Below are 19,168 nucleotides of genomic sequence, written 5' to 3' on the forward strand. Positions count from 1 at the left end.
TAGCAAACATGCAGACCCCGCACATTCTTATCGTTGAAGACGAGTTGGTAACACGCAACACGTTAAAAAGTATTTTCGAAGCAGAAGGTTATGATGTATTCGAAGCGACCGATGGCGCGGAAATGCATCAGATCCTGTCTGAAAATGATATCAACCTGGTGATCATGGATATCAACCTGCCAGGTAAAAATGGTCTTCTGCTCGCGCGTGAACTGCGTGAGCAGGCTGACGTCGCGCTGATGTTCCTTACCGGCCGCGACAACGAAGTTGATAAAATTCTTGGCCTCGAAATCGGCGCCGATGACTATATCACTAAACCGTTTAACCCGCGTGAACTGACTATCCGCGCGCGTAACCTGCTCTCCCGTACCATGAACCTCGGTACCGTGAGCGAAGAGCGTCGCAGCGTTGAGAGCTACAAGTTCAACGGTTGGGAATTGGATATCAACAGCCGTTCGTTGGTGAGCCCAAACGGCGAGCAGTATAAGCTGCCGCGCAGTGAATTCCGCGCGATGCTGCACTTCTGCGAAAACCCGGGCAAAATCCAGTCACGCGCAGAGCTGCTGAAGAAAATGACCGGTCGCGAGCTTAAGCCGCATGACCGTACCGTGGACGTGACCATTCGTCGCATTCGTAAGCATTTCGAATCCACGCCGGATACCCCGGAAATCATCGCCACTATTCACGGTGAAGGTTACCGCTTCTGTGGCGATCTGCAGGAATAACTTCGGTTATGCCGCAGCTATAATGCAAAAACAGCGCCTTCTGGCGCTGTTTTTTTATCTCTCTTTTACTTCCAGATACGTAACGTGTCTTCATCCTTACTTTGCGGTTTTTGCGGATTGCTTTGCGGTAGTGACAAGGCGTACCAGTCCACGCGGCGGGTCAGGAACATCAACGCGCACAGCGCCAACAGTAGAACCCCGGTGCCGAGCAGCAACGCGCTATCCTCAGAACGCAACAGTAACCACATCACGCCATCCAGCAGCAGTAGCGCTGCAACAAATAACAGACTATTACGCCACCCTTTCAGTACCGCCTGTAAATAAACGCCGTTTATCACCGCGCCAATCAGGCTGGCAACGACCCAGGCAGGCGTAAACCCAACATGTTCCGAGAGCGCCAGCAACACCAGGTAGAACATCACCAGCGATAACCCCACCAGCAGATACTGCATTGGATGCAGACGGCGATGCGTCAGGCTCTCGAAAACGAAGAAGGCCATAAAAGTTAGCGCGATTAACAGGATGGCGTATTTAGTCGCCCGGTCGGTGAGCTGATATTGATCGGCCTGCGACATCACGTCCACGCTGAAGGCGGGTAAACGCGGCCATTCAATATCGGTATCATCGTTGAAATAGCTGCCCATATTGTTGGCGAACCAGCTGCTTTGCCAGTGCGCGCTATAACCCGAGGCGCTCACTTCGCGCTTTGTAGGCAGGAAGTTGCCCAGGAATCCCGGATGCGGCCAGTTACTGGTTAGCCGCAGCTCGCTGTTGCGGCCCAACGGTACGACAGAGAAGTCGCCGGTACCATTAAGATCGAGGGTAAAAGCAATCTCCAGCGGTTTGTTGTCTGCGGTTAATACCGGCATCGGCATATGAATGCCCATACCGCCGCCGTTCAATCCCAGCCCCGGTTCAACGACCAGTGCCGTACCGTTAATGACCGGCGCGTTGATGGCGCCGATGCCGCGGGCATCGCTCACGCTGAGAACTAAAAACGGCTTTCCTAACGTGGTATTCGCTTTTTTCAGCTCCGTCAGCCGCGTAGGATCATACTGCGCCTTAATTTGCAGGGTGTTATGCCAGACCTGCCCACAGTAAATGCCGACTTTTCTCGACTCCACATTTTGCGCGCCGCTGACCGCCAGCGATTCCGGTAGCCAGTAGTAGATCCAGCGACGCTGATATTCGACCTCTTTTTGGTTCTCCATTCGGGTCAGCGTCTCGGTTACCGGGATGGCGATCAGCGGCCCGGCCAGCTTTTGTGAACCGCTGGTGCTGTGCTCTATCGCATCCACAACATCGCTACGATAGTCCGCCCGCTCGACAATAAGCGCTCTGACCATCATCAGCGGCACGGACAACAGCAAAATACAGCCCAACAACGTACTAATTTTCCAGAACAACGGTGATTTCATCATAGCCTTCTCCCAATCGTGATGGGCTCACTGTAAGGGGGCTATGTGCAGTGTGTTTGAAGTTATGTGAAGGGACGGTGAAGATGTAGCGTCGCGACCACGCCGCCTTCAGGGCGATTGTGCAAACTAATATCGCCCTGATGTAGACGCGCGACTTCACGAACAAACGCCAGGCCAAGACCACTGCTTTTATGGCCGTCATCCCGCGGCAGCGAGTAAAAGCGTTCAAAGATGCGCTCCAGCGCAAAATCAGGAATTCCGCTACCGTTATCCGTGACGCTCAACCACGCCTCTTCATTACGCATCTCTACCGCCAGGGAAATTTCACCGCCGTACGGGGTAAAGTCAATCGCATTGTCGATAAGATTGCCCAGCGCCTGCCCCAGTAGTTCGCTATCGCCATTCACCGTTACCCCGCTCTCCTGCCAGCGTAAGGTGATGGCCTTCGCCGTCAGCGCAATGTCGCGGTCTTCCGCCAGACGTTGGAAAAGCGCATCAACCGAAACCAACTGCGGCGTTATCTCCAGACGATTTTCCAGCCGCGCCTGCTGCAGCAGTTTTTCCACCAGCAGTTGCATGCGCGTATTCTGCGCAAGAATATTGGCGGTGAAACGCGCGGCGATCTCGGGCGGCGGCGCCTCGCTCAGGATCTCCGCCGCGCCGCGAATGGCCGCCAGAGGGCTTTTGAGTTCATGCGTGAGATCGTAGACATAGTTTTCAATCGCGTTTTTGCCTTCAAGCTTCACGCGCATGCTCTCCAGCGCCTGCGCCAGCTTGCTTAGCTCGCGACTACCGACGTTCGGTAGAGGTAACGGACGCTCGGCGGTCACCGAATCGGCGTAACGAACCAGTTTGCCAATTGAGAAGTTAATCCACCAGACGATCCCGCCGCCGATCAGTAAAGCGATCCCCAACAACGCGCCGCCAGCCCACAGGATCCGCCGCTCGCTGCGTTTAATCACCGGCGTCATGGCCAGATTAGGTTTGCCGACGCTCACCACGCCGATGATACGGCCGTTATCCATTACCGGTGCGGCAATGTACATGACTGAGCTATTATCATCATCAGGATCGCTGCGCGTGCTGCGCGCGCCGTACTGGCCGCGTAGGGTCAGCCAGACGTCGTTCCAGCGCGAATAATCCTGGCCCACCGCCTGCCCGCTGGAGTCAAACACCACCTTTCCCTGAGCATCCGTCAGATAGACGCGATACTCATTGCGCATTTTCCTGATACCGCTGATATTGGCGTTGATGGGCTGCTGATTAAGCGACTGAAACGCCTGCGCCAACCGCCCTTGCTGCGGGTTTGCCGAAAGCAGGTCATCACGAGCCAGCGCCGCCAGTAGCGTTGCGGTATCGTTAAGCGTGCCTTCCGTTGCCCTACGCACGCCCGGTTTGACTTCCTGCACAAATATTGAGAGCACAAACCACGCGGCAATGGCGACAATCAAAAAATAACCCAGCAGCAGGCGCATCCCGATACGCATCAACAGCCTCCCAGGCTATAGCCCAAACCGCGATGCGTATTAATAGGGTTAACATTCGGATTCACCGCCCGCAGCTTGGCGCGCAGGGTCTTGATATGGGTATCGACGGTGCGATCGATACTCTCGTAGGCATCGCTCCACACCAGTTCCATCAGCTGCTGGCGGGAGAATACGCGACCGGGAGCGTTGATTAGGGTTTTCAGCAGCAGGAATTCGTAACGCGTCAGATTCAACGGTTGGCCAAACCAGCTTATCGCCATCGCCTGCTCATCCAGCAGGAACTCGCCAACGCGCACCACCGGCGAAGGAGCTGAAAATTTCTGTAGCCGACGCAGAACAGTACGCACCCGCGCGCAAACTTCGCGCGGCGAAAATGGTTTGGCGATGTAGTCATCAGCGCCAATTTCCAGTCCCAGCAGCTTATCAACCTCTTCGCTGCGTGCGGTCAGAAACAATAGCGGCAATGCCGGATGGCGCGCCAGCAGTCGTCGGCATAGTTCAAAGCCGCTAATATCGGGCAAACCAACGTCGAGGATCGCTAAATCCGGGATCTGATGCAGCGCCGCATCAAGCGCGGGCAACCCGCGTCCGAAAACGGTCACGTCGAATCCTTCCTGCTGCAGCATGTAAACAAGGGTATCGGCGATACTCTGTTCATCCTCAACTAACCAAATCCGTGGCTGTTGCATTGCGACTCCCGTTTATTTATTCCAGGGCATAATTGGCACGGCGCTGATGGCATTCTTCGGCGAGCCGTCGACCACTTTATCCGAATAGGTCAGATAGACCAGCGCATTACGTTTAGCGTCAAAGAAGCGAACGACCTGCAGTTTTTTGAACACCAGCGAGGTACGTTTCTGGAACACGACATCGCCCTGACTTTTGCCGTTTTTGATCTTGTCCGTCAGCTCAATCGGCCCGACCTGCTGACAGGAGATGGCGGCGTCTGAGGTATCCTCCGCCAGCCCCAACCCGCCTTTAATGCCGCCGGTTTTTGCCCGGCTGATATAGCAGGTGACGTTCTGTACATCGGGATCGTCGAAGGCTTCGACCACGATTTTGTGATCCGGCCCCAGCCATTTAAATACCGTATCGACGGAGCCGATTTGCTCGGCGTGCGCCAGTTGGCCCGCCGCCAGTAAGAACAACCCTGCTACTAACTTCTTGTATTTCATATTGTTACCATTTCTTAAAATTCCGCTGCGTGATAATCACAAACGCTGTGGAAAAGGTTTAAAGATCACAGCTTTACAAAATTACTAACGATATCCACCAGATAATCGCATTTAAAAGCAAAAAAAACACTGAATGCTAAAACATCAAAAAATGCTATTATCCGCTACCTTAATATAGGTACCTGAGTTTAAAGGATGGGGACATTTTATGGATCAAGCTGGGATTATTCGCGATCTCCTGAGCTGGCTGGAAGGTCACCTGGATCAGCCCCTCTCGTTGGATAATGTGGCGGCGAAGGCAGGTTATTCCAAGTGGCATTTGCAACGTATGTTTAAAGACGTCACGGGTCAAGCTATCGGTGCCTATATTCGCGCACGTCGTCTATCAAAATCCGCCGTTGCGCTACGCCTGACCGCACGTCCGATCCTCGACATCGCGCTACAGTACCGCTTCGATTCTCAGCAGACGTTTACCCGCGCCTTTAAAAAACAGTTTAACCTGACCCCCGCGCTCTATCGCCGTTCTGCGGACTGGAGCTCATTTGGGATGCGTCCACCGCTGCGCCTCGGTGAATTTACCATGCCGAAGCATGAGTTTGTCACCCTGAACACCACGCAACTGGTCGGCGTGACCCAAAGCTATACCTGTAAGCTGGAAGAGATTTCTGAATTCCGTAACCAGATGCGCGTTCAGTTCTGGCGCGAATTCCTCGGCAACGCGCCCAGCATTCCGCCGACGCTGTACGGCCTGCATGAACCGCGTCCAAGCCTGGAAAAAGATGACGAGCAGGAGGTCTTCTACACCACCGCACTGACGCCAGAGCTGGCGAACGGACACCTGCATAATTCCCATCCGGTGATTCTGGAAGGCGGCGAGTACGTGATGTTCACCTACGAAGGGTTAGGTACTGGGCTGCAGGAGTTTATTCTGACGGTGTACGGCACCTGTATGCCGATGCTCAACCTCACCCGCCGCAAGGGTCTGGATATTGAACGTTTCTATCCGGAAGATGATAACCGGAACCAGGCCACGCCAATTCAGCTGCGCTGCGAGTACCTGATTCCGATTCGTCGTTAACGCTGCAGTTCGTCCATCGCGGGGGCATCGAGATGCGAGACGTCCCCCGCGGTCTCCACCACCCATCCTGACGCCAGCCACGGGCTCTGCTGGTAATCAACGCGTGAAATCGAACAGTTGCGCAGGCGCAAACGACGCTCCGCATAAGCAGGCAGTCCGAGGATCGTACTCACCAGACAGCCCAGCGCCATCCCATGACTCACCAGCAGCGGCCGGCTCTCTGGCGGTAACTCCAGACAAGACGATAGCGCCGCGCGCATACGCTCGCTCAGCTCCTGCATGGATTCGCCCTGCGGAATGCGGCCATCCGGCGTACCGTTGACCAGCTGACGGCGCCAGCCCTCCTCTTCTTCGCTAAGCGAGTCGATATGGCGCTTCTCCAGCACCCCCATATCCAGCTCGCGCAGGCGCGGATCGGTAACGACGCCGCAACCGCAGGCTTCGGCGATAATTTCTGCCGTGCGGCGGGTACGACCGAGGTCGCTGGCGATAATATGGGTAATCCCCAGCGTTCTGGCGCGCTCGCCAACCTGCCATGCCTGGCGCTCACCGTGAGCGGTCAGCGGACTATCGGACTGGCCTTGAATACGTCGCTCGGCGTTCCACTGCGTTTCACCGTGGCGAACAAGGTATACCTGTAACATGCTTATTTTCCGTTCTGAACCCTTCATCATTCAACGAGCAGCGCGATCGGCTGCCGCCAGAGTGATTTAGAGTATACTGCGATGACGTTAATTAATTCTGAGTTGTTTTGATTATGCACCATGTTGTCTCAGCTACCACTAATCCCGCCAAAATTCAGGCAATTCTGCAGGCTTTTAACGAGATCTTCGGCGAAGGATCCTGCCATATTGAGTCCGTCGCCGTCGAGAGCGGCGTGCCGGAACAACCCTTCGGCAGCGAGGAAACGCGGGCTGGCGCACGAAATCGCGTCGCTAATGCCCGGCTCGCACAGCCGGAAGCCGATTTTTGGGTGGCGATCGAAGCCGGGATCGACGAAGGCAGCACCTTCAGTTGGGTAGTGATTGAGAGCCGGCAGCAGCGTGGCGAAGCGCGCTCGGCAACCCTGCCGCTGCCGGAGGCGATCCTTGCGCAGGTTCGCGCCGGAGAAGCGCTGGGGCCGGTCATGTCGCAACATACCGGGATCGACCAGATTGGCCGCAAAGAGGGCGCTATCGGCGTCTTTACCGCGGGTAAGCTGACGCGCAGCAGCGTCTACCATCAGGCGGTAGTGCTGGCGCTCAGCCCATTTCATAACGCTATTTATCGTTAAGCAGCGTCTGTTCCAGCCACTGGCGTAGCTCTACCGGAGCCGATTTCAGGCTATTTGAGCCGCGAGTAATCGTGGCAATACCGGCGCCGAGTTCGTTTTTCAGCTCGCGCTGGCTCATCTCGCCGCGCAGCAGCTCTTCAATAATACGCACCCGGGTGCCCAGCGCTTCGCGCTCGTCGGGCGTCAGCATCAGCTGTAGTAACGGCAGGTGAAGATCTTCGGCGTAGGCCTGCTGCAGTAGCGCCACAAAGCGCAGCCACTCCTGATGACGTTGTTCGGCCACTGCCGCTGAATAGGGAGATTGTTGGGTCATGTTACGTCGCCATGTTGAGACGGGCAGCCAGGCTGCCCGTCGAATGTACTCATCAACGAGTACAAAGAATAACATACTTACGGACGATCAGTAACGCTGTCGCCATTCGGCGTCGCTCAGCAAGTTATCCTGCTTGCCCATAAAGTAGCGGTAATAGGCATCGTAAGAGAGGACGTTTTTTACGTACCCGCGGGTTTCCGAGAACGGAATACTCTCGATAAATGCCACCGCATCGATGCGCCCGGCGCTATTGCCCTGCCAGGTGCGTACGCGTCCTGGCCCGGCGTTATAGGCGGCGGAAGCGTAAATGCGGTTATTGCCGAACTGCTGGTAGACGTACTGCAGGTAGCTGGTACCAATGTTGATATTGGTTTCCGGATCCAGCAGCTGAGACGGGCCGCTATAACCAGGGATGCTGAACATGCTGACGGTATGCGTCGCGGTGCCCGGCATAATCTGCATCAAGCCACTGGCGCCGACCGGTGAACGCACTTTCGGGTTCCAGGCGCTCTCCTGACGCGCAATCGCCATCGCGTAGCTCTGCGGAATATCTTTGCCGCTAATGTAACGCGCGAACAGATCGTTGTACGCCAGCGGGAAGCGCTCTTCCAGTTGATCCCACAATTTACCCGCGATCGTCGCCTGCACGCTGAGATCCCACCAGTGTTGATCAAACGCGTAACGCGCCAGCTGCGCCTGTTGCGATTTGGTCCGGCTGCTCACCAGGTTCGCCCATTCGCTGCGCGCGGTGTTGTCCATGTTCCAGTACATCAGCTCGCGAACGCGCGCCATCTCAGGGCCAGAGGCCAGCGCCGGGTCGATAGTGCCGGAGGCTTTATCAATGCGGAAGGTGTACTCTTCGCCCAGACGTTGAGCAGCAACCATCGGATAGAAGCCGCGCTGCTGCATCAGCGAATGCAGGATCGTCTTCGCTTCGTCATCGCGCCCGCGCTCCAGCAGCAGATCCGCCTGCCAGTAGCGCCACTCGTCTTTTTCTTTCGCCTCCATCGGCAGACGCGCCAGCCAGGTGTTCAGCCCATGACGATCGCCGTTGCCGAGCGCCATACGTACCCGGCGTTCCACCAGCGAGGTTGATTGCGAACGCATTATGGCGTCATCGCGCCACTCCGCCTGCGCTTCGGTCACATCGGTGCCCATCAGGCGCCAGGCGACAATATCGCGCAGCTCCTGGGTTTGATCCTCATTCAACTGCTGCGCCTGCACCAGCGACGGGATCATCAGACGAGCGTTTTCTACATCCTGACGCGCGACGCTGGCAAAAGCGACCGCCGCCATCTGGCGGGTAAAGTCAGTGGCCCCGGTGGTGCGGGCAAAGGTCATCACGCTATTGGGATCGTTAGCTAACGCCACCACTGCCGAAGCGATGCTCTGATAGTTTGACGGCATCTGTTGAGCAAGCACGCGGACCAGACTGGTATTGCCTGCCTTCATCGCCAGACGAATTCGTTCGAGATAGGCCAGCGGATCCTGCTGCCCGGAATCGCGCCACGCGCTGAACAGCGGATCGCAGGCATTTGGCTGGCTCTTGCCGGTTAGCCACAGCTCTTTCGCCCCGCTCCACGCTTCCTGCGATTGGCCGACGCTGAGTTTGGCGTAGTAGTAGTTACACTGCGCTTCGGTTGTCGCCGGTTTATCCGGGCTGAACGCCAGTAAGCCGCGCCAGTCGGTGCGCCGCGCCAGCTCATTAACAAAGCGTGATTTCAGCGAACGCGCCGCCGGTAGGGTCGGGTTCGCCGCAATGAAATTAGTGACCACCAGCGGCGGCTGGTTCATCAGGTCATCGGTAATTTGTCGATATTGCAGGTAGGGATACAGCGGATAGCTGCTGAGCGTGGGCATCAACTGGTTGACGACATCCATCTGGCGGTTGTCCCACGCCTGTTTAATTTGAGCATAGCGGCTGCGCTGTTCATCCAGTGAATCCGCATGCGCCAGCTGGCTTAGCGTCAGCAGACTCACGCCGGCAGCCAGAAGACGCCATGCCGTAGTTTTGGCTTTTTCCACAAGCTCTTCCTCTAGTTTGGTGCATCACCGCGGCATCGTGCCGCTTCAAAAAATTCAGGTATTGCTTAGTTATGCTAATCAGACAACTGAAAACATGCCATGTCCTGAACATTTTTTTACGCTTCTGTGAATCCTGTCGCCTCGCTGGGATTACCGCGCGAAAAAGGCTACACTTCGCCTTTGAACTATCTATCAGAATAGAAAGAGGCGAAGTCCAACGTGGCTCAATTCGTTTATACCATGCATCGTGTCGGCAAAGTGGTTCCGCCGAAACGTCATATTTTGAAAAATATCTCCCTCAGTTTCTTCCCTGGCGCGAAAATCGGTGTTCTCGGTCTGAACGGCGCCGGTAAATCTACCCTGCTGCGCATCATGGCCGGTATCGACACCGAGATCGAAGGTGAAGCGCGCCCGCAGCCCGGTATCAAAATCGGCTACCTGCCGCAGGAGCCGCAGCTGAATCCGGAGCACACCGTGCGCGAATCCGTTGAAGAAGCGGTCGCCGAAGTGGTTAACGCGCTGAAAGGCCTGGACGAAGTTTATGCCAAATACGCCGAGCCGGATGCCGACTTCGATAAGCTTGCCGCGCAACAGGGCAAGTTCGAAGAGATCATCCAGGCGCACGACGGCCATAACCTGAACGTACAGCTGGAGCGTGCGGCCGATGCCCTGCGCCTGCCGGACTGGGATGCGAAGATCGCTAATCTTTCTGGTGGTGAACGCCGCCGCGTCGCGCTGTGCCGTCTGCTGCTGGAAAAACCAGACATGCTGCTGCTCGACGAACCGACCAACCACCTCGACGCCGAATCCGTCGCCTGGCTGGAACGCTTCCTGCACGATTTCGAAGGCACCGTGGTGGCGATTACCCACGACCGTTACTTCCTCGATAACGTCGCCGGTTGGATCCTCGAACTTGACCGCGGCGAAGGTATTCCGTGGGAAGGCAACTACTCCTCCTGGCTGGAGCAGAAAGATCAACGTCTGGCGCAAGAAGCTTCTCAGGAAGCCGCACGCCGCAAATCTATCGAGAAAGAACTCGAGTGGGTTCGCCAGGGCGCGAAAGGCCGTCAGTCTAAGGGCAAAGCCCGTCTGGCGCGCTTTGAAGAGCTTAACAACGTCGAATACCAGAAACGTAACGAGACCAACGAACTGTTCATTCCGCCAGGAGCGCGTCTGGGCGATAAAGTTCTGGAAGTCAGCAATCTGCGCAAATCTTACGGCGACCGCGTACTGATTGACGATCTGAGCTTCTCCGTACCGAAAGGCGCTATCGTTGGTATCATCGGTCCGAACGGCGCGGGTAAATCCACCCTGTTCCGCATGATGTCCGGCCAGGAACAGCCTGATTCCGGCACCATCACGCTGGGTGAAACCGTTAAACTGGCTTCCGTCGATCAGTTCCGCGACGCGATGGACAACAGCAAAACCGTTTGGGAAGAAGTGTCCGGCGGACTGGATATCATGAAGATCGGCAACACCGAGATGCCAAGCCGCGCCTACGTTGGCCGCTTTAACTTCAAAGGCGTCGACCAGGGCAAACGCGTTGGCGAACTGTCCGGTGGTGAGCGTGGTCGTCTGCACCTGGCGAAGCTGTTGCAGGTCGGCGGTAACGTCCTGCTGCTCGATGAACCAACCAACGACCTGGATATCGAAACCCTGCGCGCGCTGGAAAACGCCCTGCTGGAGTTCCCGGGTTGCGCCATGGTTATCTCGCACGACCGCTGGTTCCTTGACCGTATCGCGACCCACATTCTGGATTACCAGGATGAAGGTAAAGTTGAGTTCTTCGAAGGTAACTTTACCGAGTACGAAGAGTACAAGAAACGCACCCTCGGCGCCGATGCACTGGAACCGAAGCGTATCAAGTACAAACGCATTGCCAAGTAATCTGTAAGTGCCGGATGGCGCTACGCTTATCCGGCCTACCAGGCGTGTAGCACTTGTAGGCCGGATAAGGCGTTCACGCCGCCATCCGGCAAAAAGCCTACCCCTGCTCGCCCATCAACTGCTTCACCAGCTCAACGCAGCGCAGGAACCGGGCATCGTAATCCGACTCTTCCACGTGGACAAATTCGATGTCGTTTTCTTTCAGCAGCGACACCAGCAGCGTCTGAAACTCTTTGCGATCTACCGAACTGCCGAGGCTACGCAGCCCATCGGCTACCCACGGCGTGTTGTTTTCCAGCAGGATCACCAGATCAAAGCGATATTCATCGATTAACGCCTGCACGAACGGATGTTCGCGGCCTTCGTACTTCAGGCAGAAGGCCTGAGTGCTGACGAAGTCGGTATCGATAAACGCCACCTTATTGGCGTATTTCACCGCGAAATCAATGTACTGTGCGTGCCCCAGCGCGATTTTATCGTAATCGGAATACTGCAACGCCATTTCATCGCCGCCGAGGTGTGAGAAGACGTAATCGCGGCCATACTCCCAGGCGCTGGTAGTATTGAAGATATTGGCGAGCTTATTCACCAGCGTCGATTTACCGCTCGACTCGCCGCCTAGGATCGCCACCGTACGCACAAAGAACGGTTTTACCTCAGTCGGAATATATTCCCAATAGCGGAACGGGTTTTCGCGGATCTGGCCGCCGCTGATACTCATGAAGGTTCGCTTCGGATCGATAAGCACGGTTTCGATCCCCAGATGCTCCAGATACTGCGGCGCATCGGCCTCTTCTGAGGTATAAATCCAGTTTGGCTCGATTCCCTTTTCACTCATGAAGGCGCGGATCCCACGGCTCCAGACATCCCAGCCGTGCGGGTACGGCTCCATCCCCTCTTCATTGAAGGCATGGATGCGAATGTTTTTTTGATATTTAAAGGTTTGCAGCAGCCAGCGCAGACGATCGGGAACCGTCGGCTGTTGCGACATGGCGCTCTCTTCGAACAACTCGCGGTCACGAGTGTCGTCATAGCCCATGATGATATGAAGCTCATCGACCTGGCTACAGGCGCGCTGAATCAGGTAAATATGCCCGGTATGCAGCGGATAAAATTTACCAAAAACCACCCCGACGCTTTTTTGTTTGCGCGGGAATTCAAGGCCGAGAAAGCGGTGTAACGCTTCGAGCTTCTGGGCGCTCGGGCTTTTGATTTTCGCGTTTAATAGCTGACTGAGATAACCTTTGGTCATCCCGCTGGCTTCCGCCACCTGCTGCAGCGTACAACCCTTTTGCTTAATGGCGTTTTTCAGATAGTCGAATGACGACATAGTTTATGCGTGCCTCCTGCAAACTCGGGTTTGCTACCCGTCATACCCTGAAGTATGACGGGTATCATTATAAGTCGTCAAAAACGCTCAGCGCATCGGCCAGTTTTTTCACGCCAAAGATTTGCATCCCTTCCGGCGCTTTTTTGGGCACATTGGCCGCTGGAACAATGGCGCGACGGAACCCATGCTTCGCCGCCTCGGAAATGCGCTCCTGGCCGCTTGGCACCGGACGAATTTCACCGGCTAATCCGACTTCGCCAAAAACCACCAGATCCTGCGGCAACGGACGATCGCGCAGGCTCGAGACCATCGCCAGCAGCAGCGCCAGGTCGGCGCTGGTTTCAGTGACTTTGACCCCGCCAACCACGTTGACGAAGACGTCCTGATCGGCCATCTGCAGGCCGCCATGACGGTGCAGCACCGCCAGCAGGATCGCCAGACGGTTCTGTTCCAGGCCTACCGCTACGCGACGCGGATTAGACATCATTGAGTGATCGACCAATGCCTGAATCTCAACCAGCAGCGGGCGGGTGCCTTCCCATACCACCATGACCGAGCTGCCGGAGGTAACTTCATCGCCGCGGCTGAGGAAGATGGCGGAGGGGTTGCTGACTTCGCGCAGGCCCTGCTCGGTCATCGCGAAGACGCCGAGTTCGTTGACCGCGCCAAAGCGGTTTTTATGGCTGCGCAACGTGCGGAAACGGGAATCGGCATCGCCGTCCAGCAGCACCGAACAGTCAATACAGTGTTCCAGTACTTTCGGACCGGCCAGCGAGCCATCTTTGGTGACGTGGCCGACCATCACAATCGCCACGCCGCGAGTTTTGGCAAAGCGCGTCAAATAGGCCGCGGTTTCACGTACCTGGGCCACGCTCCCCGGCGACGACTGGACATCAGCCATATGCATCACCTGGATGGAGTCGATGACCATCAGCTGCGGCTTTTCTTCATCGGCAATCTGGCAAATTTGCTCGATGCTGGTCTCCGAGAGCATATTCAGATTCGCCGTCGGCAGGCCGAGACGATGCGCGCGCATCGCTACCTGCTGCAGGGATTCTTCCCCGGTGACGTACAGCGTTTTCATCCCTTCGGCCAGCTTACAGAGGGTTTGCAGCAGCAGCGTCGATTTCCCGGCGCCGGGGTTGCCGCCGATCAGAATGGCGCTGCCCGGCACGACGCCACCGCCGAGTACGCGGTCGAACTCTTTAAATCCGGTGGAGAAACGCGGCAGCGCCTCCAGGCTTATCTCCGATAGCTTCTGTACCTTCGACACGCCGGCATTCCCGGCGTAGCCTGACAGACGCTCGTTTCTCGCCACCTGCGGCGAGGCGGCGATGCGCATCTCGGTGATGGTGTTCCAGGCATGGCAGGCGCTGCACTGCCCCTGCCAGCGCGGATAATCCGCACCACATTCATTACAGACAAATGCGCGTTTTGGAGCTTTCGCCACGTTAACCTCTTACTTTTGATTCATGCTGCCGGAGAGAATACAGAATACCCCCATCAGGTCAGCGTGGCGGATGGTGACTTCCGCCTGTTCATTGACTTTTGGTTTCGCATGATAGGCAATGCCGAGACCTGCCGCCTTGATCATCGGCAGATCGTTGGCGCCATCGCCAATCGCCACGGTTTGCGCCGACGGAATTTCATATTTTTCCGCCAGTTTACGCAGAGTATTGGCTTTATATTTGGCGTCAACGATGTCGCCGATCACGTTGCCGGTGAGCTTGCCGTCCATAATTTCCAGCTCGTTGGCGAATACCGCGTCGAGATGCAGCTTATCGCGCAGATATTCGGCAAAGAAGGTAAAGCCGCCGGAGGCGATGGCCACCTTCCAGCCCAGCGTTTCCAGCTTCAGCACCAGTTGGGTCAGCCCCGGCATCAGCGGCAGCGCTTCCCGCACCTGCAGCAGAATGTTCGCGTCGGCGTCTTTCAGGGTGGCGACGCGCTGGCGCAGGCTGGCGGTGAAGTCGAGCTCGCCGCGCATCGCGCGTTCGGTCACTTCCGAAACCAGTTCGCCGGTGCCGGCAAGCTTAGCGATTTCATCGATACATTCGATCTGAATCGCCGTGGAGTCCATATCCATCACCAACAGGCCCGGCGTGCGCAGATGCGGGATTTTGCCCAGCGGCGCGACGTCCAGCCCGGCCTCGTGGGCCAGGCGCGTGGCGCGCTGCGTCAGCGAACCCGCCAGGCGAATCACCTGATAGTCTTCCACGACCCAGGAAGAGACGATAACCAGCGCCGCGCCGAGCTCGCGCTGCCACGCCGTCAGCCGACGTTTATCGAGACCGCGACCATACAGCAGCCAGCCGCTGCGCCCGGCGTGATAATCCAGCGGCATGACCTCGTCGCCGCTTAGGGAAAGCGGCAACCCAGGCCACAAGGAAACATCTTCGGGCAGGTCGCACCAGGTCAAACTGTTAGGCATTACGGCTCCACATCTCTTCATTCAGGCGAGGAAAATAACGCATGAGGCTACCTTGTAACCAGCGCTTCTGGCAACATTAAGCTGCAAATTTTCAAAGGTGGAATATGGTACGAGCAAAACTGAAATTCCGACTGCATCGCGCCGTCATTGTTCTGATCTGTCTCGCGCTTCTCGTCGCGCTGATGCAGGGCGCCTCGTGGTTCAGTCAGAATAGCCAAAAGCAGCGTAATCCGCAGTTGGAAGAGCTGGCGCGAACGCTGGCGCAGCAGGTTACGCTGAACCTGGCGCCGCTGATGCGCAGCGAAACGCCCGACGAAAAGCGCATTACCCGCCTGCTGGAACAGCTGACGGACAAAAGCCGGGTGCTCGATGCCGGAGTATATGATGAACAAGGCGATTTGGTGGCCCGCTCCGGCGAAAGCGTCGATGTGCGCGACCGCCTGGCGCTGGACGGCAAAAAAGCCGGCGGCTACTTTAACCAGCAAATCGTCGAGCCGATCCTCGGCAAAAACGGCCCGGTCGGCTATCTGCGCCTGACGCTGGATACCCACACGTTGGCCACCGAGGCGAAACAGGTGGATAATACCACCAATATCTTACGCCTGATGCTGCTGTTGTCGCTGGCCATCGGCGTGGTGCTGACCCGTACGTTGCTGCAGGGCAAACGTACCCGCTGGCAGCAGTCGCCCTTCCTGCTCACCGCCAATAAGCCCGTCCAGGACGAAGATAAAGATTAATCAGAAAAGGATATCCTATGCCGACGCTCCGCCTGTTGCTCTCCGATTCCTACGACCCCTGGTTTAACCTCGCGGTCGAGGAGTGTATTTTCCGCCAGATGCCGGCCACCCAACGGGTACTGTTTCTGTGGCGCAACGCCGACACCGTGGTGATTGGCCGCGCGCAGAACCCGTGGAAGGAGTGCAATACCCGGCGCATGGAAGAGGACCACGTCCGGCTGGCCCGGCGCAGCAGCGGCGGCGGCGCGGTATTCCACGACCTCGGCAATACCTGCTTTACCTTTATGGCGGGCAAACCGGAATACGACAAAACCGTTTCTACCGCTATCGTGCTCGCGGCGTTGAATTCGCTTGGCGTGACCGCCGAGGCTTCCGGGCGCAACGATCTGGTCGTGAAAACCGACAATGGCGACCGCAAGGTTTCCGGATCCGCCTATCGCGAAACGATGGACCGCGGTTTTCATCATGGCACCCTGCTGCTAAACGCCGACTTAAGCCGTCTCGCCAACTATCTTAATCCGGACAAAAAAAAGCTGCAGGCCAAGGGCATTACCTCGGTACGCGGGCGCGTAGCGAACCTGGTTGAACTCCTGCCGGGCATTACCCATCAGCAGATTTGCGAAGCCATTCAGGAGGCATTTTTCAGCCATTACGGCGAACGGGTAGAGGCGGAAGTCATTTCGCCGGACAACACGCCGGATCTGCCGAATTTTGCCGAGACCTTCGCCCGCCAGAGCAGCTGGGAGTGGAACTTCGGCCAGGCGCCCGCTTTCTCCCACCTGCTGGATGAGCGCTTTCGCTGGGGCGGCGTCGAGCTGCATTTTGACGTCGAGAAGGGCCATATCACCCGCGCCCAGGCTTTTACCGATAGCCTGAACCCGGCGCCGCTCGAGGCGTTGGCGGCACGGTTAGTCGGTTGTCAGTATCGGGCGGAAATATTACAGCAGCAGTGTGAGGCGCTGCTCGCCGATTTCCCTGAGCAGGAAGCGGAACTGAAAGAACTGTCGGCGTGGCTGGCCGGCGCGGTGCGCTAATAAAAAAGCCCGCTGCGCTTAGCGGGCCTGGAAACCGTAGGCCGGGTCAGGCGAAGCCGCCACCCGGCACAACAGGTCTTACTCTTTATCACCCAGCAGTACGGACTCCAGCGCGATTTTGATCATATCGTTGAAGGTGGTCTGACGCTCAGCGGCAGTGGTCTGCTCGTGAGTGCGGATATGATCGGAAACGGTGCAGATGGTCAGCGCTTTCGCACCGAACTCAGCCGCTACGCCATAAATGCCGGCCGCTTCCATTTCCACGCCCAGAATGCCGTATTTTTCCATCACGTCGAACATAGACGGATCCGGCGTATAGAACAGGTCAGCGGAGAAGATGTTGCCAACGCGCGCGTCAACGCCCAGCGCCTTCGCCGCGTCTACCGCGTTACGCACCATGCCGAAATCGGCAATCGCCGCGAAGTCGTGGTCTTTGAAACGCAGACGGTTGACTTTAGAGTCGGTGCACGCGCCCATGCCGATAACCACATCACGCAGTTTGACATCTTCACGTACCGCACCGCAGGAGCCGACGCGGATGATTTTCTTCACGCCGAAATCGGTGATCAGCTCTTTAGTGTAGATAGAGCAGGATGGGATCCCCATACCGTGGCCCATCACGGAGATTTTGCGGCCTTTGTAGGTACCGGTGAAGCCCAGCATGCCGCGCACGTTGTTCACTTCACGCACGTCTTCGAGGAAGGTTTCTGCAATGTGCTTCGCGCGCAGCGGGTCGCCCGGCATCAAAACTACGTCAGCAAAATCGCCCATTTCTGCGTTAATGTGTGGGGTGGCCATCGTTTTATCCTTATATAAATTGTTCGGGCCTGATGGCGGCTACGCCTTATCAGGCCTACAAAACGTATTCAAATACCCTAAGGATTTCGCGTTGTAGGAAGGCGACGAATTCGTGAATCCCCGGGAGCATAGATTAACTATGTGACCGGGGTGAGCGAATGAAGTCAACGCATCTACAGCGCGAAAGACAACGGGTATCACAGCATGTTTTTACCGTATTCCATTGGCGACGTACCAAAGTATGTCGCCAGCGTCTGGCCGATATCGGCGAAAGTTTCGCGGTGGCCTAACGAACCCGGCTTCACTTTCGGGCCGTACACCAGCACCGGAATGTGTTCGCGGGTGTGGTCGGTACCGGTCCAGGTCGGGTCGCAGCCGTGGTCGGCGGTGAGGATCAGAATGTCGTCTTCCCCAACCAGCTCCATCAGCTCCGGCAGACGACGGTCGAACAGCTCCAGACCCGCCGCGTAGCCAGCGACGTCGCGACGGTGGCCCCAGGAGGAGTCAAAATCGACGAAGTTAGTGAAGACGATAGTCTCGTCGCCCGCTTCCTTCATCTCTTTGATGGTCGCGTCGAACAACGCGTCCAGCCCGGTGGCTTTCACTTTCTTAGTGATGCCGCAGTTGGCGTAGATGTCGGCGATTTTACCCACGGAAACCACGTGGCCGTTTTTCTCGTCGACCAGCTTCTGCAGCACGGTCGGCGCCGGCGGCTCGACCGCCAGATCGTGACGGTTACCGGTACGCTGGAAGTTACCGGCTTTGTCGCCAACAAACGGACGAGCAATCACGCGGCCAATGTTATAGCCGCCTTCGGTCAGCTCTTCACGGGCGATTTCGCACAGCTCATACAGCTTGTCGAGGCCGAAAGTCTCTTCGTGACAGGCGATCTGGAACACCGAGTCAGCAGAGGTATAGAAAATCGGTTTCCCGGTTTTCATATGCTCTTCACCCAGTTGGTCCAGAATCACGGTACCGGAAGAGTGGCAATTGCCGAGGTAGCCCGGCAGGTTCGCGCGCTTAACCAGTTTATCCAGCAGTTCCTGCGGGAAGCTGTTCTCGTGATCGCTGAAGTAGCCCCAGTCAAACAGCACCGGCACGCCGGCGATTTCCCAGTGGCCAGACGGCGTATCTTTACCAGAAGAGAGTTCATGCGCCCAGGCATAGGCGCCAACAACTTCGGCATTACCGTCCATACCGGCGGCAATTTTACCGGTAGAACCTTCATGCGCTTTCACCAGACCCAGACGGGTCAGGTTAGGTAAATTCAACGGGCCTTTACGACCATTGTCAGCTTCACCTTTGGCGCAGGCTTCTGCAATGTGGCCCAGGGTATCGGCGCCAACATCGCCAAAGCGGTCAGCGTCTTCCGTTGCGCCAATCCCAAAGGAGTCCAGCACCATAATAAATGCACGTTTCATCTTGTTCTCCATACATCATGCGCTGCAAAAAAGCGA

18 protein-coding genes are annotated in these 19,168 nt (G+C 56.7%); 6 read left to right on the top strand and 12 right to left on the bottom strand.

The window, feature by feature from the left end:
* Positions 1–8 precede the first annotated feature (8 nt).
* A complete protein-coding gene (gene arcA / locus ABLU78_RS14720) occupies positions 9–725 on the top strand; it encodes a two-component system response regulator ArcA (protein WP_002887843.1) in 717 nt (238 codons plus the stop codon).
* Between the two features lie 65 nt (positions 726–790).
* On the opposite strand, the gene creD is transcribed toward arcA, so the two are convergent.
* From creD to creA, 4 genes are read right to left on the bottom strand one after another with little or no spacing between them, the layout of a single operon-like run.
* Positions 791–2,146 carry a cell envelope integrity protein CreD gene (gene creD, locus ABLU78_RS14725; RefSeq protein WP_348820603.1) on the bottom strand — a complete coding sequence of 452 codons (1,356 nt, stop codon included), beginning with the start codon at positions 2,144–2,146 and terminating at the stop codon, positions 791–793.
* A 59-nt stretch (positions 2,147–2,205) separates the two neighbouring features.
* Positions 2,206–3,630, bottom strand: coding sequence for a two-component system sensor histidine kinase CreC (gene creC / locus ABLU78_RS14730; RefSeq protein WP_015368365.1), 1,425 nt, complete (start codon positions 3,628–3,630; stop codon positions 2,206–2,208).
* Positions 3,630–4,319, bottom strand: coding sequence for a two-component system response regulator CreB (gene creB / locus ABLU78_RS14735; RefSeq protein WP_015368366.1), 690 nt, complete (start codon positions 4,317–4,319; stop codon positions 3,630–3,632). The genes creC and creB overlap by 1 nt, the downstream gene beginning before the upstream one ends.
* Before the next feature lie 12 nt (positions 4,320–4,331).
* Positions 4,332–4,805 (bottom strand): protein CreA, encoded by a 474-nt coding sequence (gene creA / locus ABLU78_RS14740; RefSeq protein WP_015368367.1) that lies wholly within the window; start codon positions 4,803–4,805, stop codon positions 4,332–4,334.
* A gap of 208 nt (positions 4,806–5,013) precedes the next feature.
* On the opposite strand from creA, the gene robA reads away from it, so the two are divergent.
* Positions 5,014–5,883: an MDR efflux pump AcrAB transcriptional activator RobA gene (robA, locus tag ABLU78_RS14745; RefSeq protein WP_015368368.1), complete on the top strand. Its 870-nt coding sequence runs from the start codon at positions 5,014–5,016 to the stop codon at positions 5,881–5,883.
* Here the strand turns inward: robA and gpmB are convergent.
* Complete coding sequence (gene gpmB / locus ABLU78_RS14750) at positions 5,880–6,527, bottom strand: 2,3-diphosphoglycerate-dependent phosphoglycerate mutase GpmB (protein WP_048230087.1); 648 nt, start codon at positions 6,525–6,527, stop codon at positions 5,880–5,882. The two genes, robA and gpmB, sit on opposite strands and share 4 nt — an antisense overlap.
* 113 nt (positions 6,528–6,640) lie before the next feature.
* Here gpmB and yjjX point away from each other — a divergent pair, with 113 nt between their 5' ends.
* Positions 6,641–7,156 carry an inosine/xanthosine triphosphatase gene (gene yjjX / locus ABLU78_RS14755; RefSeq protein WP_015368370.1) on the top strand — a complete coding sequence of 172 codons (516 nt, stop codon included), beginning with the start codon at positions 6,641–6,643 and terminating at the stop codon, positions 7,154–7,156.
* On the opposite strand, the gene trpR is transcribed toward yjjX, so the two are convergent.
* Positions 7,143–7,469 carry a trp operon repressor gene (gene trpR, locus ABLU78_RS14760; RefSeq protein WP_015368371.1) on the bottom strand — a complete coding sequence of 109 codons (327 nt, stop codon included), beginning with the start codon at positions 7,467–7,469 and terminating at the stop codon, positions 7,143–7,145. The genes yjjX and trpR overlap by 14 nt on opposite strands.
* 87 nt (positions 7,470–7,556) lie before the next feature.
* Complete coding sequence (sltY, locus tag ABLU78_RS14765) at positions 7,557–9,494, bottom strand: murein transglycosylase (RefSeq protein WP_032709839.1); 1,938 nt, start codon at positions 9,492–9,494, stop codon at positions 7,557–7,559.
* 219 nt (positions 9,495–9,713) lie between these two features.
* On the opposite strand from sltY, the gene ettA reads away from it, so the two are divergent.
* The gene (ettA, locus tag ABLU78_RS14770) at positions 9,714–11,381 is read left to right on the top strand and encodes an energy-dependent translational throttle protein EttA (protein WP_015368373.1); all 1,668 of its coding nucleotides are present in this window, start codon (positions 9,714–9,716) and stop codon (positions 11,379–11,381) included.
* A gap of 97 nt (positions 11,382–11,478) precedes the next feature.
* On the opposite strand, the gene nadR is transcribed toward ettA, so the two are convergent.
* The 3 genes from nadR to serB form a co-directional block, all read right to left on the bottom strand.
* The gene (gene nadR, locus ABLU78_RS14775; RefSeq protein ID WP_020079664.1) at positions 11,479–12,711 is read right to left on the bottom strand and encodes a multifunctional transcriptional regulator/nicotinamide-nucleotide adenylyltransferase/ribosylnicotinamide kinase NadR; all 1,233 of its coding nucleotides are present in this window, start codon (positions 12,709–12,711) and stop codon (positions 11,479–11,481) included.
* Between the two features lie 67 nt (positions 12,712–12,778).
* A complete protein-coding gene (gene radA, locus ABLU78_RS14780; protein WP_015368375.1) occupies positions 12,779–14,161 on the bottom strand; it encodes a DNA repair protein RadA in 1,383 nt (460 codons plus the stop codon).
* A gap of 9 nt (positions 14,162–14,170) precedes the next feature.
* Entirely contained in the window at positions 14,171–15,142 is a 972-nt protein-coding gene (serB, locus tag ABLU78_RS14785) for a phosphoserine phosphatase (protein WP_015368376.1), read from the bottom strand.
* 104 nt (positions 15,143–15,246) lie between these two features.
* On the opposite strand from serB, the gene ABLU78_RS14790 reads away from it, so the two are divergent.
* Complete coding sequence (locus tag ABLU78_RS14790) at positions 15,247–15,879, top strand: YtjB family periplasmic protein (protein WP_015368377.1); 633 nt, start codon at positions 15,247–15,249, stop codon at positions 15,877–15,879.
* 17 nt (positions 15,880–15,896) lie between these two features.
* Positions 15,897–16,913, top strand: a complete 1,017-nt coding sequence (gene lplA / locus ABLU78_RS14795; protein ID WP_032713278.1) for a lipoate--protein ligase LplA — start codon at positions 15,897–15,899, stop codon at positions 16,911–16,913.
* A 78-nt stretch (positions 16,914–16,991) separates the two neighbouring features.
* Here the strand turns inward: lplA and deoD are convergent, their stop codons facing one another.
* Both deoD and deoB read right to left on the bottom strand, forming a co-directional pair.
* Positions 16,992–17,711, bottom strand: coding sequence for a purine-nucleoside phosphorylase (gene deoD, locus ABLU78_RS14800; RefSeq protein WP_002887789.1), 720 nt, complete (start codon positions 17,709–17,711; stop codon positions 16,992–16,994).
* Positions 17,712–17,908: 197 nt separating this feature from the next.
* Entirely contained in the window at positions 17,909–19,132 is a 1,224-nt protein-coding gene (deoB, locus tag ABLU78_RS14805) for a phosphopentomutase (protein ID WP_015368379.1), read from the bottom strand.
* Between the last annotated feature and the right edge of the window lie 36 nt (positions 19,133–19,168).

It is taken from the genome of Klebsiella sp. JN_Kp122 (genome assembly GCF_040062085.1).
GTDB classification, from domain to species: domain Bacteria; phylum Pseudomonadota; class Gammaproteobacteria; order Enterobacterales; family Enterobacteriaceae; genus Klebsiella; species Klebsiella aerogenes.

What these genes read in the sequence shown, in the direction of transcription:
- gpmB (WP_048230087.1), bottom strand. Translation starts at nt 6,527, where the DNA reads ATGTTACAGGTATACCTTGTTCGCCACGGTGAAACGCAGTGGAACGCC.
- creB (WP_015368366.1), bottom strand. Translation starts at nt 4,319, where the DNA reads ATGCAACAGCCACGGATTTGGTTAGTTGAGGATGAACAGAGTATCGCC.
- robA (WP_015368368.1), top strand. Translation starts at nt 5,014, where the DNA reads ATGGATCAAGCTGGGATTATTCGCGATCTCCTGAGCTGGCTGGAAGGT.
- serB (WP_015368376.1), bottom strand. Translation starts at nt 15,142, where the DNA reads ATGCCTAACAGTTTGACCTGGTGCGACCTGCCCGAAGATGTTTCCTTG.
- nadR (WP_020079664.1), bottom strand. Translation starts at nt 12,711, where the DNA reads ATGTCGTCATTCGACTATCTGAAAAACGCCATTAAGCAAAAGGGTTGT.
- lplA (WP_032713278.1), top strand. Translation starts at nt 15,897, where the DNA reads ATGCCGACGCTCCGCCTGTTGCTCTCCGATTCCTACGACCCCTGGTTT.
- yjjX (WP_015368370.1), top strand. Translation starts at nt 6,641, where the DNA reads ATGCACCATGTTGTCTCAGCTACCACTAATCCCGCCAAAATTCAGGCA.
- deoB (WP_015368379.1), bottom strand. Translation starts at nt 19,132, where the DNA reads ATGAAACGTGCATTTATTATGGTGCTGGACTCCTTTGGGATTGGCGCA.
- deoD (WP_002887789.1), bottom strand. Translation starts at nt 17,711, where the DNA reads ATGGCCACCCCACACATTAACGCAGAAATGGGCGATTTTGCTGACGTA.
- trpR (WP_015368371.1), bottom strand. Translation starts at nt 7,469, where the DNA reads ATGACCCAACAATCTCCCTATTCAGCGGCAGTGGCCGAACAACGTCAT.
- creC (WP_015368365.1), bottom strand. Translation starts at nt 3,630, where the DNA reads ATGCGTATCGGGATGCGCCTGCTGCTGGGTTATTTTTTGATTGTCGCC.
- ABLU78_RS14790 (WP_015368377.1), top strand. Translation starts at nt 15,247, where the DNA reads ATGGTACGAGCAAAACTGAAATTCCGACTGCATCGCGCCGTCATTGTT.
- creD (WP_348820603.1), bottom strand. Translation starts at nt 2,146, where the DNA reads ATGATGAAATCACCGTTGTTCTGGAAAATTAGTACGTTGTTGGGCTGT.
- creA (WP_015368367.1), bottom strand. Translation starts at nt 4,805, where the DNA reads ATGAAATACAAGAAGTTAGTAGCAGGGTTGTTCTTACTGGCGGCGGGC.
- arcA (WP_002887843.1), top strand. Translation starts at nt 9, where the DNA reads ATGCAGACCCCGCACATTCTTATCGTTGAAGACGAGTTGGTAACACGC.